Source organism: Bartonella taylorii 8TBB, assembly GCF_902825155.1.
GTDB lineage: Bacteria > Pseudomonadota > Alphaproteobacteria > Rhizobiales > Rhizobiaceae > Bartonella > Bartonella taylorii_A.
The window spans coordinates 104220-120458 of sequence record NZ_CADEAG010000006.1; the positions used below are offsets into that span (position 1 = coordinate 104220).

Annotated in this window: 10 protein-coding genes, 1 tRNA gene and 2 pseudogenes; 6 read left to right on the forward strand and 7 right to left on the reverse strand. The window is 37.7% G+C overall.

Features of this window, described 5'->3' with window-relative positions:
• Position 1: 1 nt before the first annotated feature.
• From J7R13_RS06020 to J7R13_RS06030, 3 genes are all read right to left on the reverse strand, one after another.
• Positions 2-1432 (reverse strand): PAS domain-containing sensor histidine kinase, encoded by a 1431-nt coding sequence (locus J7R13_RS06020; RefSeq protein ID WP_246786291.1) that lies wholly within the window; start codon positions 1430-1432, stop codon positions 2-4.
• A gap of 312 nt (positions 1433-1744) precedes the next feature.
• Positions 1745-1885 carry a hypothetical protein gene (locus J7R13_RS09620; protein WP_246786292.1) on the reverse strand — a complete coding sequence of 47 codons (141 nt, stop codon included), beginning with the start codon at positions 1883-1885 and terminating at the stop codon, positions 1745-1747.
• Between the two features lie 563 nt (positions 1886-2448).
• Entirely contained in the window at positions 2449-4989 is a 2541-nt protein-coding gene (locus tag J7R13_RS06030; RefSeq protein WP_208437906.1) for a DNA translocase FtsK, read from the reverse strand.
• Between the two features lie 438 nt (positions 4990-5427).
• On the opposite strand from J7R13_RS06030, the gene J7R13_RS06035 reads away from it, so the two are divergent.
• From J7R13_RS06035 to rpoH, 3 genes are all read left to right on the forward strand, one after another.
• Positions 5428-6858, forward strand: a complete 1431-nt coding sequence (locus J7R13_RS06035; RefSeq protein WP_208437907.1) for an aldehyde dehydrogenase family protein — start codon at positions 5428-5430, stop codon at positions 6856-6858.
• Between the two features lie 32 nt (positions 6859-6890).
• Positions 6891-7895, forward strand: coding sequence for an RluA family pseudouridine synthase (locus J7R13_RS06040; protein ID WP_208437908.1), 1005 nt, complete (start codon positions 6891-6893; stop codon positions 7893-7895).
• Between the two features lie 148 nt (positions 7896-8043).
• On the forward strand, positions 8044-8928 hold the full coding sequence (rpoH, locus tag J7R13_RS06045; RefSeq protein ID WP_208437909.1) for an RNA polymerase sigma factor RpoH: 885 nt from the start codon (positions 8044-8046) through the stop codon (positions 8926-8928).
• 151 nt (positions 8929-9079) lie between these two features.
• Here the strand turns inward: rpoH and J7R13_RS06050 are convergent, their stop codons facing one another.
• From J7R13_RS06050 to J7R13_RS06060, 3 genes are all read right to left on the reverse strand, one after another.
• The gene (locus J7R13_RS06050; RefSeq protein WP_208437910.1) at positions 9080-10504 is read right to left on the reverse strand and encodes a hypothetical protein; all 1425 of its coding nucleotides are present in this window, start codon (positions 10502-10504) and stop codon (positions 9080-9082) included.
• A gap of 241 nt (positions 10505-10745) precedes the next feature.
• Positions 10746-12035 carry an adenylosuccinate synthase gene (locus J7R13_RS06055; protein ID WP_208437911.1) on the reverse strand — a complete coding sequence of 430 codons (1290 nt, stop codon included), beginning with the start codon at positions 12033-12035 and terminating at the stop codon, positions 10746-10748.
• A gap of 400 nt (positions 12036-12435) precedes the next feature.
• Positions 12436-13599 (reverse strand): phosphoserine transaminase, encoded by a 1164-nt coding sequence (locus J7R13_RS06060; protein WP_208437912.1) that lies wholly within the window; start codon positions 13597-13599, stop codon positions 12436-12438.
• A 401-nt stretch (positions 13600-14000) separates the two neighbouring features.
• Between J7R13_RS06060 and J7R13_RS06065 the strand changes: the two genes are divergently transcribed.
• Positions 14001-14076, forward strand: a tRNA-Phe gene (locus J7R13_RS06065).
• Between the two features lie 100 nt (positions 14077-14176).
• On the opposite strand, the pseudogene J7R13_RS06070 reads toward J7R13_RS06065, so the two are convergent.
• Positions 14177-14379 (reverse strand): annotated as a pseudogene (locus J7R13_RS06070) (helix-turn-helix transcriptional regulator).
• 53 nt (positions 14380-14432) lie between these two features.
• On the opposite strand from J7R13_RS06070, the pseudogene J7R13_RS09930 reads away from it, so the two are divergent.
• Positions 14433-14543 (forward strand): annotated as a pseudogene (locus J7R13_RS09930) (Bgr_08870 family protein); the annotation flags it as partial.
• A 257-nt stretch (positions 14544-14800) separates the two neighbouring features.
• Positions 14801-16036, forward strand: a complete 1236-nt coding sequence (locus J7R13_RS06075; protein WP_208437929.1) for an MFS transporter — start codon at positions 14801-14803, stop codon at positions 16034-16036.
• Positions 16037-16239: the final 203 nt, after the last annotated feature.

The following is a 16239-nucleotide window of genomic DNA, read 5'->3' on the forward strand; positions in this document are numbered from 1 at the left end:
TTTATGGATGGTTTGCCTCATGGAACACAGGAAAAAACATTTCCACAGTTGTTCCATGATTGGGTTTTGAAAATAATAAAAATTGACCACCACTTTCTTCTACCATTGCTTTACACAGCGGTAACCCCAAACCAGTTCCCATAAAAGCACTATCACCAGATCTGCCATCTTTACGCTCTACCTGACCATAAGGTTGCAATGCCTGTACAATCTCTTCATCACTCATCCCTATACCGTTATCACTTACTGCAATCTTTACGCGCTCTTTTTTTCCATAAGAAACATGAACAATAATTTGCCCACCCGATGGCGTAAAACGAATGGCATTGGAAAGAAGATTCCATACAATTTGCCGCAATATCTGCTGTGACACCCCAATAAATGGCACATGAGCTGGAGCAACAATACGCATAATAATGCCATTATGATTAGCCTGTGTTTCAAGAAAAGCCATACTAGCACGCAAACAAGATATCACATCAAATGCTTCAGCTATAAGAGGCGTATTGATCTGGTCATTTGAGCCAGAATAATTTGCTTTCGAGCATTCTAGTAATTGATTAACCAACGATAATATATGTTTTCCAGATGAGATAATATCGCGTAAATATCCACGATAACGTTCATTGTCTATCATACCAAAACGGCCATCTTTCATAATTTCTGCAAAACCAATGAGAGCATTCAAAGGCGTCCGCATTTCATGAACAACTCCAACTATTTTATTCTCTTCTGCTTTTTTATCTATTGGTGGAGTTGTTCCTGTCATATCATACAATATAACAGCATAATTGTCTTGCCGTGCCAAAGGTATAATCGTCATAGAAACTGTTATATTTTTATGATTTTTCGTCACCAACTCAGCTGTTTCACGATTAAAAATCCGACTTTTTCCTTTCAGACGGATCAATTTAAAATATTTTTCAACTAAAAATTGGCTCTGCAAAGTAAATAATGATGATAATGGCTGTGCCAGTAATTCATTTATTTCATAGCCAGTTAATGCCAAAGCAGCACTGCTGACCGATTGAATAAAGCCCTGTCCATCTAACCAAAAAACGCTTTTAATCGCTGTATCCAACAATGATAAAACCACTGCTGGCTCTTTTATGAGAGCTTGTTCTATAGTATTTGCCGTCAATGTCTGTGCACTTGGCAACAAAACCGCCGTTTCCTTAACCAAGTGCTCGCATCTTACAGATGAATGCAACTCTCCACGCAATCGTTCTGCGATCTCACGAAAAGCTGAACGCTCACTCTCCGAAAGACTCTGCATTTTGGTATCCGATTCTTTATCTATTTTCTCTTGAACTTTTTCTTGCATTTTCAAACCACGAAAATCCTTAAGCCACTGTTTGGCATAAAAAATTAGAAAAGCAGATAATTCAACACCAAGGTATTGTGGACAATCATCAACAAGCCATTGAACCATCTGTTGCTCTAAAGCGCAGCTGCTTCAATAAAACCACTAAGTAATTGATACCGCTCATCATAAAATTGATTGGCGAATTCATGAAAGTAAGCCCCTAAAATATGAAGACGATATAAGTCCAACAATTTCAGCTAACTCTTTTGAAACATAAAAAAACTGACCGTTTTTATCCATTTTCCAAGTAAAATATCGTAGCAAAAGTTCTGGCATAAAATGAAAAGGTTTCTGCATAATCTTCAACTCATCTGCATTTAATGGCACGCATAAGACCAAAAAACTTGCCGGCTTTACCTCCAAGCGAATTACGAACACTTAAACTATAGGTAAAACAGTTCTTATTGGCATCCCATTATCAATCGTCTGTAGCAAAAATCTGATTGCTTCATCCACAAAACAAAAATGAGATGAAATTTCCAACAACATTGCACGTCCATCAACAACTGCAATAGACATTGTTGCACTATCCAAGTCAGCAATAAAAAAATATTTTCTTCCTGCAAAGCTTCCAAAAAAAACACCTTATCTAAGAGAAACTACAGAAAGTTCAGTGTAGCGCTTTAAATCATCTAACGCAACAAAACTTGCACAATTGAACATCTTTCACTATCTCGTGATGCTCTACTTAATCAAAAAAGGTCTTTCTTTCATCATGTCCGCTACAGAAGAAATCCCCCCAATATGCCACCGTAGCATGTAACCAAAGCATATTTTATAATCAGCGAAAAAAGCTATCTTTCTTCACCTGAAGGCTAGTTTAATTTCTTTACATTCCAGATAATCTAAAAATGGTAAAGACTTCTCCAATCCTTCTTTGTACCATCTTATAATACACACTAGCAGGCTTAATAAATATCGCTTCTATTTTCTTCCTCCCTATTAAATATTTTTAATATTTCACAGTAAAAAAACAAGCATGAGGTAACATCCGCTCTCATAAAATAAAGCAAGCATTAACCATTAAAATAACAATCGTTAGGTATTTTAAAAGTCACGCATCTTTAAAATTGCCTTGCTGATTATTGTACCTCATTGATGAGAATTTCGCGTTTTCCAACATGATTAGCGGCTCCAACAATACCTTTTTCTTCCATGCGCTCAACAAGAGAAGCTGCCTTATTATAACCGATTGCAAGCCGGCGCTGAATATAAGATGTCGAACATTTTCTATCACGCATAACAATTTTTACAGCTTGCATATAAAGTTCTTCACCATCCTCACCAAGATTTTCTGCCGTAGAAACTTCAGCAACTGAATCAGCAAGCTCAACATCTTTGTTATCATCTTCGCTATCCGTTACCGTTGCTAAATAATCAGGCTTTCCTTGCATTTTAAGATGTGCCACAATGGATTCAACTTCTTCATCAGAAACGAAAGGCCCGTGAACGCGTACAATGCGCCCCCCCCCAGCCATATGGAGCATATCGCCTTGGCCCAAAAGCGTCTCAGCTCCTTGTTCTCCCAAAATCGTACGACTGTCAATTTTCGATGTTACTTGAAAAGAAATACGGGTAGGAAAATTCGCTTTAATCGTACCTGTAATGACATCCACAGAAGGACGCTGCGTTGCCATAATAAGATGAATACCTGCCGCACGCGCCATCTGCGCTAAACGCTGAATGGCATTTTCAATTTCTTTACCTGCCACCATCATGAGATCGGCCATCTCATCAACAATCACAACAATATAAGGAAGCTGCGTTAGATCCATTGCTTCTTCATGATAAAGCATTTCCCCACTTTCCTTATCAAAACCCGATTGCACAGTACACATGATTGTTTCACCTTTTTGTGCCGCAAGTGCAACGCGTGCGTTAAAACCATCAATATTACGTACACCTAATTTAGCCATTTTGCGGTAACGCTCTTCCATTTCACGGACCGCCCACTTTAAAGCTGTTACAGCTTTTTTGGGATCCGTCACAACAGGCGTTAAAAGATGTGGAATGCCATCATAAACAGAGAGTTCTAACATCTTAGGGTCAACCATAATCAAACGACACTGCTTTGGTGTCATTCGATAAAGAATCGACAAAATCATTGTATTAATTGCAACGGATTTCCCCGACCCTGTTGTTCCAGCAACCAACAAATGAGGCATTTTCGCTAATTCTGCAATGACAGGCTCACCATTAATTCCCTTCCCTAAAGCAAGAGCTAGTTTAAATTGGCTTTCACGAAAAGAACTTGTTTGAATTAATTCCCGTAAATAAACTGTTTCACGAACCGCATTTGGCAACTCAATCCCAATAACATTGCGTCCAGGAATCACAGCAACACGTGTAGAAATGGCAGACATAGAACGAGCAATATCATCGGAAAGATTAATGACCCGCGATGATTTTACTCCAGCTGCAGGCTCAAATTCATACATTGTCACCACTGGTCCTGGATGAACATGGATAATTTCACCCTTAATGCCAAAATCTTCCAAAACACTTTCCAAAAGCCCAGCACCACGCTCTAATGTTTCCTGTGAAATTATCGTACCTTCATGAAAAACAGGTTCCTGCAATAAATTGATCGGAGGACATTCATAAGTGCCATCATCAAGAGATTGAACGTTGGACATAAAAACAGAATTATAATTGCCTAATGACGTGTTAGCAGACCGCAACGCTTTGCCTTTTTGTTTTATTGCAAGAAAATCTTCTGAACTCTTTGCGACATCTTCTGTTTTACCACCGGTAATATTCTTGGCATTTTTAGTTGTTTTAGGAGTTTCTACATCACTAGCCCCTACATCGCTTAACGTATCAGTAGAATCTTCAACAACGATCTCAGAGTGACGCATTTGATGCTTTCTAACAGAATCACTCTTTACATTCATTAAAGCAGAAATTTTCTCAATTCCTCGGGAACTTTTTTCTGGAGATTCGGATAATATTGAATCGTAAAACTGTGGAAAGCGGCATTCAAGAACACGATAAAGAGCTGTAATTGACTCATCGAATCCAGAAGTAGTATCGGATGTAATTTCATTCCCCATGAACTCAATCGGTGTTACCTCCTCTCCTGAAGGTGTAGTGTCCATCTGTTCTAATATAAAGGATTCACACTCAAAAAATGCGTCATCGGAAAGATGCAAAATAGGCTTTGTTTTTTGCACCACATTTTCTACTTGTAATTTATGCTCCTGTGTATCCTCCTTAAGCAGCGTACTAACAGCTTGCCGTGACAAATGCTCCAAAACCGTTGAATGACAAATTGATGCTTTATTCTCTAGCGATTGAGGATTAATCACCCTTTTGGTTGATGGAGAATTTGTTGTTTTTTTGTTACAGTGTATAATATTCGTAAGGTTGTTTTGCTCTTTCTTGATCAAAACTTTAAACTGTTTGGCAAAAACTGGATCTGTTTCTATACGACGACGCAAAATCTCAACTTCTGGTGTTCGTGTAAAACGCACGTTTTGTCCGAGCGTGAATGCCTTTTTCCATACTTCCGGATAAGGAAATATCTCTGCAATCTTAGTATATGAATTTCTTTCTGATGCATCTTGTACACTCTCATCAGGAAAAGAAGGCGTAGAAATAGATTTTTTTTTCGAATTATGCATGACACCCAACAAACTGATAACAATAAGAACAATTACCTCTTCAAAAAGAATGCATAGAGACTATAGAGTACGAAGGTTAATAACCTTTTGCTGGCTGTCACTTTTAATAAAAAATAATGCTATAATTTCTCTTAATGAGACTTTCTCCACAAATATTGAGCAAATTGCTAAATTCATAGTTTCTATAAGCTGTAAGTCATTTGTTTCGAAGAAAAATCTGTAATAAAAAATTACAGAAAAATCGCCAATTGTTCTCTTTCCTTTCCATTACATAAAAACAGTTAATATAAGAAGCGTTCTTTGAACTCTCCAACCTCATTGTCATGAAACAAATCAATTTTTTACCTTTTATAAGATTATCCTTGTTATTCTTATTTAAAAAGGTTCAAATGGAAAAAATTTAATAAAACAAAAATAGAGAAAAATAGGGAGTGAATCATGTTTAATAAGCGTAAATTTTATATCAATGGTCTATGGGACGATCCAAGCACTCCTCACGATCTACATGTCATTAATCCATCAACAGAAGAGGCTTGTGCTATCATTAGCCTTGGCAGCATAAGAGACGCAGATAAAGCAATTAACGCGGCTAAAATAGCTTTTCAAACTTGGAAAACAACCCAACCTAGTGAACGCCTTAGCTTCGTTGAAAAAATTTTAGAAATCTATGAAAAACGCTCAGGTGATATGGCAAAAACCATTTCAATGGAAATGGGAGCACCTATTGATATGGCGCTCAATGCGCAAACCGCAACCGGCAGTTCTCATATTCGCAACTTTATCAAAGCTTACAAAGAATTTTCATTCCAAGATGTTTTAATAGAAGGAAATGAGCAAGCGATTCTTCATTATGACCCTATCGGCGTCGTAGGGTTGATCACACCATGGAATTGGCCCATGAATCAAGTGACTCTTAAAGTTATTCCTGCTCTCTTGGCTGGCTGTACTATGGTGTTAAAACCCTCTGAAATTGCTCCTCTTTCTGCTATGCTTTTTGCTGAAATTTTAGATGAAGCTGCCCTCCCAGCCGGTGTTTTTAATTTAATCAACGGTGACGGTGCTAACATTGGTTCTTACCTCTCTGCTCATCCAGGCCTAGAAATGATCAGCTTTACCGGATCAACCAGAGCAGGGAAAGATATTTCTAAAAATGCTAGCAACACTTTAAAACGAGTCTGTCTGGAACTTGGAGGTAAAGGAGCTAACATCATCTTTGCTGATGCCGATACAGACGCTATTCAACGCGGTGTACGACACTGCTTTTATAATAGTGGACAAAGCTGTAATGCACCAACACGTATGCTTGTGGAACAAGCCATCTATGACAAAGCCATCGAAACAGCCAAAGATATTGCTGAAAAAACACAAGTGGGGCCAGGGGACCAAGCAGGAAATCACATTGGTCCCGTAGTTTCAAAACAACAATACGACAAAATCCAAGATCTTATCCAATCTGGAATTAATGAAGGTGCAACTCTTGTCGCAGGCGGAACTGGTTTACCAATAGGAATGGAACGCGGTTATTATGTACGCCCAACAGTCTTTGCTGATGTGAAATCTCATATGCGTATTTTTCGAGAAGAAATCTTTGGTCCAGTCCTCTCGATTCTTCCCTTTAATACAGAAGATGAAGCCGTAACTTTGGCCAATGACACCGAATACGGTCTTACAAACTATATACAATCGCAAGATCGCAGCAAATGTCGTCGTATCGCTGCACAAATACGATCTGGAATGGTAGAAGTTAACGGGCATGGATTACCCAGTGGTAGTTACTTTGGAGGCGTAAAATTTTCTGGGCGTGCTCGTGAAGGTGGCCCCTGGGGTATTAAGGAATTTCTCGATACCAAAGCAATTTCATACTGGTAAAAGGATTTTATTCAAAGCTTTATAGGAATTTTATGATAACACAGAGAATAACGGATGGAGATGCTCTTGGACAACGACTCGATCAGTGGCTAGCTAAACAATATCATAATGTGCTGTCACGTTCACGTCTGCAAACCCTCATCCGTGAAGGCTATCTTAAAATTGATGGTCAATTAATAAAGGAGCCTAAAACAAAATTAAAACCTAACCAAATTATAGAGTTGACGATACCTGTCCTTCGTGACGCAGAACCTAGCGGTGAAGCCATTGCATTGGATATTCTCTTTGAAGATGATCATGTCATTGTCATCAATAAACCAGCCGGTCTCGTTGTCCATCCCGGCAATGGCAATTGGAGTGGAACATTAGTTAACGCTCTTGTCTATCATTGTGGTGAAAGTTTGTCTGGTATCGGAGGTGTTAAACGCCCCGGCATTGTGCATCGTCTCGATAAAAATACAAGTGGAGTCATGGTAGTCGCTAAAAATGACCTAGCTCATAAAAGCCTCAGTGCCCAATTTTCTGACCATGGGCGTACCAGCGCATTAGATCGACGATATCATGCTTTGATTTGGGGATTTCCTAACCGTAATGTTTGGACAATTGATGCAGCTCTTGGACGCTCTCCCCATAACCGAACGAAGCAGGCCGTCGTCCATAACAAAAGCCCCCATGCTCGCCACGCTATTACACATTTTTCTCTCTTAGAAAAATATGGAATCGGTACAGATACAGCATCTTTTGCTAGCCTTCTGGAATGTCGTCTAGAAACCGGACGCACACACCAAATTCGTGTTCATATGGCCCATATAGGACATCCACTCGTAGGTGATACTGTTTATGGAAATGCTTTTAAAACAAAATCAAATATATTCGATCCGATTATTAAAAATGCAATTGATCAATTTAACCGACAAGCACTCCATGCAACCAGTCTTACTTTTGAGCATCCCGCTACAGGTAAAGTTATGTCTTTTTCTTCACCACTCCCCCAAGATATGATTGAACTTATCAATCATTTTAAAAAAATTAATTGAAACTTTTAGCCTTCTCAGGATTTCACAATAAAGTATCTCTTTTTGAACAAAATTGAAAATTATGCTAGAATAAAACTAAAGAGATATTTATAATGTCTAGAAATGGAATTTGCCTTATCAGGGAATTCGTGTAAAAGGAGGGTGCTATATGGCCCATATGAATCTGCTATCAGTGACCACAGGTGACGGAGGATTGAATCGTTATCTAGAGGAAGTGCGTCATTTTCCCATGCTTGAGCCCAAAGAAGAATATATGCTGGCTCAACGTTATCGTAAACATAATGATCTAAAAGCTGCGCATAGACTGGTAACAAGTCATTTGCGTCTTGTCGCCAAAATCGCAATGGGGTATCGAGGCTATGGCTTGCCCATTGGGGAGGTCATTTCGGAAGGCAATGTTGGGCTTATGCAAGCTGTTAAGCGTTTCGAACCGGAACGTGGTTTTCGTCTTGCAACCTATGCTATATGGTGGATTAAAGCTTCAATCCAAGAATATGTATTGCGATCTTGGAGCTTGGTAAAAATTGGAACAACTGCCAATCAAAAGCGCTTATTTTTCAACCTTCGTAAATTGAAAAGTAGGCTTCAAGCCCTTGATAATGGTGATCTCAATTCAGAGCAAATTAAAGAGATCTCAACAAAATTGAATGTCACAGAAGATGAAGTTGTATCGATGAATCGTCGACTTTGTGGTGATACTTCACTCAATGCGCCTCTTCGCACAAAAGAAGGTGAAAATGGTGAGTGGCAGGATTGGTTAGTGGATCACTCTGACAACCAAGAACAAGTTTTGATCGAACAAAATGAATTGGAAAATCGTCGTTCCATGCTAACAGATGCTATGGATAATTTGAATGAGCGTGAAAAGCGTATATTTAAAGCACGTCGTTTAAGTGATGAGCCGCTGACGCTAGAAGAACTCTCAAGTGAATTTAACATCAGTCGGGAACGTGTAAGACAAATTGAAATGCGTGCATTTGAAAAAATACAGCATTCTATCAAAGCTTCTGTTTTATCCAAAAATCAGGTGTAAGCCTCCCAAAGGTGGATGTAAATTCAGTGTGTTGATGTATTTTTGAAAAGAACAAGAGCCAATGTATATTGGCTCTCTGTTCTTGAAGCTCAGCTGCTAGATCCTTTTATTAAGGGCTTGTTACGACTTTTTCTTCATATCCATCAATGCTCTATTCTTTTTTATCAAGATGTGTCGGCTTATTTGATTGTGCAAGCCATTGTCCTATAACTTCATTAAAAACAGCTTCACCTTTTGGCCCTTTTGCAAAGGTCAATTCATTTATACGTCCGTTTTTATCAGTCAACACCAAACGCACCCAATCTAATTCTCGCATCAATTGTAGATTTCGGTCAAGAAATGGATGATTACCGCTCAATGCAACAAGAAAAAAATTATCTCCAATCTTCGCTGTAACAGTCCTTGCTAAAGCTTGTCCAATGGAGTGTTCACTTGCCTTAAAAACCAATGTTTGGACATTACTTATAACTTTCCCTGAAAATTTATCAGAAAGATTAAAAATAAGGTCCATAATATAGGCTGCAGGGAGAGACAGATCGGTATTACGACGTAAAATCAACCGTAATGATAACCCTTCATCTGGAATTTTTATATCACCTTGTATAACCAACTCTTCTGGAGCTCCCTTCACATGAGATTCCTTTATAAGCGTCCAACGAGCACTCCCCGTTGCTACTTTTTCTGCATCATAATCTGTACGCGCCTGATAAAAGATAGCCTCACCTACTTGTTCAGTTGACTGCAAATTTGTGGTAACAACTGTTGAGGTTTCTTTCTCATTTGAAGAATTTTCTGTTTGGTCTAAGCCTGTATCAACTTCACTCCCATCCTCTAACAAGCGTTGCGTTAACTTTCTATTAACTGAAAATGCTTTTGGTAACACATGAGAAACTTGAACATTCCCCTCCGACAACTGATCATTATTTGATACAAACATACGCCCACCAACGAAACAAACACCAATGGTTAAAATGACCAGACCAGAAACAATAGCAGCACCTCTCGCTATACGCTTTCGCGCCGAAGACTGATTAGCACGTCGCACAGCTTGAGAAAAAATATGCGAAACAATATGCAGATTATCTATTTGCGAAGTAGAATCTAAAGGTAAAGATTTTAACGTATTCTTATCAAAGTGCTGAGAAGAAAAATGAGCATTCATATTGACAGGTTCAGCATCTGGCAATCCTGATACAGGCTCCTTAAAAACTTCTTTATCTTTTGAATTTGCAACTCTACCCCGTGTTCCTTCTATCACCACCACTGAAAACTCATGATCGTGTGGAAGCACAGAGTTTTTTGTATGTTGATGACTTTCAGCTATGCCCGTAGATTTCCATCCAATAATTGAAGAAAGCAACTCCTTTTCAATCGTTAAATATTCTTCTTCAACAGTTGCAATAGCACTTTGCAAAGTTTGTCTTTGCTCATCTGCCATCGCTTGTGATATTGTTGCTGCGACAAACTGATGTTCTAGTGTTTCGATAGCTCGTTTATAAATTCTCTGACGCACTTGTGGTGTAACATTATTTTGCGCATCTATTGCCTTTTTTAAGATTCCAACGAAATCTACCATATCCTTTATAATCTTTCTCAAACTGAGAAGAAAAATCCCAGCCGCAAGGACGAAAACGCCTTTATTTTAGTCTTCTAAATTGATTGTCATTTACATTGATGCAACTATCGTTGTAGTTTAAAGTGAATATGGAAAATAAACAATGCTCTTTTGTACCTTTCCCTCACTTGCTCTTAAGTCTCTATTTATACAAAAATATCAAGACAACATGAAAAACTCTACAAGAACCTAAAAATAATGATTAATTTACAAAAGGATCAGTAATAAGGATAGTATCTTCACGTTCAGGGCTAGTGGATAATAAAGCCACCCGTGTATTGATCATTTCTTCAATATAGCGTATATATTTAACAGCCTGCACTGGTAAATCTTCCCAGCTCAACGCATGTGCTGTTGCTTCCTTCCAACCTTCTAATGTCTCATAAATAGGCTTCACACGGGCCTGAGCTCCCATGGAAGAAGGTAAATAATCAATTCTTTTACCATCGAGCTCATAACCAATACAGATTTTAATTTCATCTAAACCATCCAAAACATCAAGCTTTGTTAGTGCTATACCCTGAACACCACAAACCGTTACCATCTGACGTACTAAGACAGCATCAAACCAACCACATCGGCGTTTTCGACCTGTTACAACGCCAAATTCACGACCATGCACGCCAAGAAATTCGCCAATATCATTTATCTGCTCTGTCGGAAATGGTCCTTCTCCAACACGTGTTGTATAAGCTTTTGCAATACCTAAAACATAATGAATTGAGCTAGGCCCCATACCTGAACCAGTACATGCCTGCCCAGAAACTGTGTTAGATGACGTCACATAAGGATAAGTCCCAAAATCATTATCTAATAAAGCACCTTGTGCACCTTCAAAAAGAATGCGTTTTCCCATTCTATAACTTTCATCTAAAAGCCGCCACGTACAATCCATAAAGGGTAGAATTTCATCCGCTACTCGCATCAACTCCTCATAAAGTGCTTGAGAATCAATTTCTGCAGCACCCATTCCACGACGCAAAGCATTATGATGTCCTAAAAGCCGTTCGATCTTAGCCATCAGCGTATCAGCTTCCGCCAAATCCATTACTCGGATAGCACGACGTCCCACCTTATCTTCATAAGCCGGGCCAATCCCACGCTTTGTCGTACCAATTTTTAAACCAGATAAGCCGCTTTCCCGAGTTGCATCAAGATCACGATGCAAAGAAAGAATCAATGGGGCATTTTCAGCAATACGTAAGATTTCTGGTGTAATGTTTACACCCTGATCACGTAGCTTTTTTAATTCTGCTACAAAATGATGAGGATCCACAACAACACCATTACCGATAATTGATAACTTCCCACGAACTAAACCAGACGGTAGAAGCGATAATTTATAACTAACCCCATCAACAACCAATGTATGACCTGCATTATGACCACCCTGATATCTTACTACGATATCTGCTCGCTCAGACAACCAATCTACAATTTTACCTTTGCCTTCATCACCCCATTGTGTACCAACTACTACTACATTGGCCATAACTTTCTCCGTCGTGTTTTGTCAAATAAAACCAGTATTCAGAAACAAATATTTCCTTATAACGAAACCTTAGAGCAAGTGCGACTCTTCATTTCAGCTTTTTCCCAATCTTCAGGGACTTAAATTTTCAGATCATGATAATAAAGGCAAACAAATAACCAAGAGATAAAGTATATCTTCATGCTCAATCAGTCATTTTTTCGGTAAAAAGTAGAAATATTTAGAGCTTTTCGTTGTTGCTCTTGCTAGCATCTAAAAAAAATCACTCATAGCCCCCCGTAATTCTTTACAATATGTAACATCAATTGAAGATTGTTTTCTGATACAAGACTACGAGAGATCATTATATCTCTCGTAATTTTTTTGGGCAAAAACACGTTATAAAATCACCAACAGTACCTTAAAGTCGGGCTTTTTCAACCTGAAATGCCCATTCAAGCCATTGTGTTAAAATTTCAAGATCTGAAGCCTCAATTGTTATACCTGTCCAAATCCGAATCCCTGGTGGAGCATCTCGATACGAACCAATATCATAAGCAGCCCCTTCCTCATCAAGACGATTCACTACCGCTTTTATAAAAGATACCCGCTTTTCAGTATCCAAAGCAGTAATCACTGGATCCACAATATCTAAACAAACAGATGTACTAGAACGTACTTGGGGATCTTTTGCTAAATATTCTAACCACGGTGTTTTACGAACAAAGGCATCAAGTACAGCAAAGTTTTTCTCAACACGCGCCCTTAATGCCTGCAAACCACCCTGTGACTTTGCCCACTTCAATGCATCAATAAAATCTTCAACACACAGCAGAGAGGGTGTATTGATGGTTACCCCCTTAAAAATACTTTCGTTCAATTTTTTATCTTTTGTCATACAGAAAATTTGCGGCATAGGCCAAGCCGGAACATAACTCTCTAGCCGTTCAACAGCACGAGGACTTAAAATCAGCATACCATGAGCAGCTTCTCCTCCTAAAACTTTTTGCCATGAAAAAGTAACAACATCTAATTTTGAAAAATCAAGATTTTGTGCAAAAGCTGCTGATGTTGCATCACAAATTGTCAATCCTGCTCGCTTCTCTGGAATAAAATCTGCATTAGGAATACATACACCAGAAGTCGTTCCATTCCATGTAAAAACAACATCACGATCAAAGTCAATTTGTGTTAAGTCTGGTAGTTCACCGTAAGGAGCTTCAAAACAACGCACATCAGAAAGCTTTAATTGCTCAACAACATCTGCCATCCATCCCGATCCAAAACTTTCCCATGCAGCTATATCAACGCCACGCTCACCTAACAAAGACCATAGAGACATCTCAACAGCACCAGTATCTGAAGCAGGAACAATCCCTATACGATAGTCAGAAGGCACTTCAAGAACCTCACGAGTTAAATCAACAACTTCAGCAAGTTTTAGCTCTGCTGCTCTAGAGCGATGTGAACGGCCAACTAATGCATTTTTAAGCACCTCAGGAGTCCACCCAGGTCGCTTACTACAAGGACCTGAAGAAAAATTAGGATTATTTGGACGATAACTTGGTTTTTTAAACATTATCATTATTTCTCCCCTTTGATATATGCTTGTATTTCTTTAAAGAAAAACGAATTAGTACAAAGACTGTGCCAATAGTCTTTTAGACAAAAATCAAAAATGTTTTCTCTTTATTCCGTAAGCTAAAATACGCGGAAACCTTGCAAAACACCCCCTTAATCATGCTGCTAAATTGATTCTTTAAAAAAGATTTCCTCGCGTCATCACCACGATAAGACAGCATCCTGATGATCATACACTAACGTATCGTAATATACCTATCAAGTTTATTTTATGGAAAGAATAATTACAATTACTTAGAATTAAGGAGATAAACTTATAAAAAATCAATTATTTTTCTTTTGATGACTGGACAGAGAAAATTTTAATGTTATAACCGCACACGTTTCACGTGTTTTGTGAAACGTGCCCAGATAGCTCAGTTGGTAGAGCAGCGGACTGAAAATCCGCGTGTCCGTGGTTCGAATCCGCGTCTGGGCACCACTTTTTGTTTTTAACGTATTGAAATATATAGATTTTTTTCTTTAAAGAGCTGTTTTTAGACTACCTTTTAGACCACCCTTTACGGTTTATACAACTTTATCTAATTTACTCCTATTTGTTCCTTATTTTTCTTTGGAGTGAATGTTAAGATCTCTTTCTTTCTCCACCTCACTACTCTCCCTAGCTTATATGGCTCCGGAAACAACCCCTGAAGCACCCAATTGCGAATCGTTGTGTGGATACACTAAAAAGCTGTGCACATTCACGTGTCGTTACATATCTATCTCCATCATTAAATATCATATCATTACCTTTCTCTTTTTTATATTAATTAAATGGGCGGGGGTGCTGGGGGTGGTGGGTTAGAACTGTTGAGTACTTCATCATTGAATCTCACCCATAACGATAAAGTGGTCACCAGTCTAAGCACAACCGGAAGCACATTAAAAGGACCGTTGAAAATCGATGTATTGTAATAATATAGCATATTTTGATTTAATAGTTTTTAAATTCTTTCTTTTTTAAATCAACTAAGAAAGAAAAATTATTACATTGCTTGATATTGGTCTAAATGCTTGTATCACGATGAGTGTTTTTTTTAATTTTCCTATTAACTTATTAAGAGATTTATTAGAACATACGATTACTTTGAAGTTCATATCACAAATTTTATTAAAAATATTGTAACTTTAAGTGTAGAAAAGTTTAATATCGGATGGTTGATATGAATTTATTTTTTAAAAAGAGTCCATTAACTCTTTTTTGCTCTCTCTTTATTTCTAAAGTTGGTGATTATGCTTATGAAGTTGTTTTTGTTTTACTGGTCTTAGAATTAACAGATAACATCTTTTTTACAGGTCTTGTGTATTTTTTTCGATTTATCCCTTTTCTCTTTTTTGGCCCGATAGGAGGTTGGTTAGCTGATAATTTTTCTTTGAAGAAAAATATGATCTTAAGTGAATTGGTGAGATTATTAGCCTCATTATTCGTTTTGATAACCACTATAACAGGGACTGCGCATATTATTGTTCTTATTTTTGCCGCAATATGTACAACGATAGGAAGAAGTATTTTTCAACCAAGTTTTCAAGCTGCCATTCCCAGAATGTTTTCAATAAAGGATCTTACAAAGGCAAATAGCATTGCACAAATTATAGAAGAAACTGCATCCGTAATTGGCCCTTTAGTTTGTTCCCTACTGCTTTTTTTAGCAAATAAATCGGCAGTCCTCATTTTTGATTTCTTTACCTATTTTATAGCTATTATATTGTTATGTAATCTAATGAATTTAAATTCAAGTAAGAATAAACCATTCCATTTTATAAAAATTTATCGAGAAACAGCTTCCTATCTTAAATATATTTCTACAGAAAATAATAATTTATTTATTACGCTCGTTGGCTCATCGTTTGCTATTCTCTTTACAGGAGCAATTTTAAGATTTTTAATTCCAGCTTTTGTGCTTTCTGTGGGTGGAGAGGAAAGCTTTGTGAGTTCACTTTTTTCTCTCATGGCTGTTGGAACTATTGTAGGTGGTTTGTTATATAGTAAAATTATATTAAATGTTACATCATTAAAGCTAATGGTATTTTGGCTTCTGTATGGGGTTATTATGTTTGTTATGCCTTTAGCTGCAATCCTTTATTTAAAACTAATTCTCATGTTAGCCTTTGTTTTAGGATTTATTGGTGCATTTGTGGATATTAGTTTAGTCTCAGCTATTCAATTATATTCTCGTCGTGAAGATTTTGGTAAGAGTTTTGGAACTTTTTCAACTTTAGCGAACTCTGCTGAAGCAGTATCTGGCTTTATTGCTGGACTCTTTGCACTCGTGGGATTAGTGAGCTCTTTTTTAGCTATGTCTGCATTCATTATTTCAACTGGAATGATTGGCGTTATAAAAATTAAGAAAAATAAAGAGTTAACACCCCTTAAAACTACAGTAGATGACGATCATTGATATATTTGATCTGCATGCAGTTTCTTTTTTCTAAGATGGTTAGTTCATTATATTTGAAACAAAAGTATTTATATTCCTAACTGCTTTTTGATGATTTTACGTAGACTGCTGTTCATTTGCCAGATTTTACAACAGTTGCGTTGTCTCCAAAAGTAACGAAGTAATAGGAACTTTTGTCTATATCAGACAAAACTTTGATTTAT

Coding starts and splice junctions, on each gene's coding strand:
- J7R13_RS06020 (WP_246786291.1), bottom strand. CDS start 1,432: ATGGTTCAATGGCTTGTTGATGATTGTCCACAATACCTTGGTGTTGAA.
- J7R13_RS09620 (WP_246786292.1), bottom strand. CDS start 1,885: ATGTCTATTGCAGTTGTTGATGGACGTGCAATGTTGTTGGAAATTTCA.
- J7R13_RS06030 (WP_208437906.1), bottom strand. CDS start 4,989: ATGCATAATTCGAAAAAAAAATCTATTTCTACGCCTTCTTTTCCTGAT.
- J7R13_RS06035 (WP_208437907.1), top strand. CDS start 5,428: ATGTTTAATAAGCGTAAATTTTATATCAATGGTCTATGGGACGATCCA.
- J7R13_RS06040 (WP_208437908.1), top strand. CDS start 6,891: ATGATAACACAGAGAATAACGGATGGAGATGCTCTTGGACAACGACTC.
- rpoH (WP_208437909.1), top strand. CDS start 8,044: ATGGCCCATATGAATCTGCTATCAGTGACCACAGGTGACGGAGGATTG.
- J7R13_RS06050 (WP_208437910.1), bottom strand. CDS start 10,504: ATGGTAGATTTCGTTGGAATCTTAAAAAAGGCAATAGATGCGCAAAAT.
- J7R13_RS06055 (WP_208437911.1), bottom strand. CDS start 12,035: ATGGCCAATGTAGTAGTAGTTGGTACACAATGGGGTGATGAAGGCAAA.
- J7R13_RS06060 (WP_208437912.1), bottom strand. CDS start 13,599: ATGATAATGTTTAAAAAACCAAGTTATCGTCCAAATAATCCTAATTTT.
- J7R13_RS06075 (WP_208437929.1), top strand. CDS start 14,801: ATGAATTTATTTTTTAAAAAGAGTCCATTAACTCTTTTTTGCTCTCTC.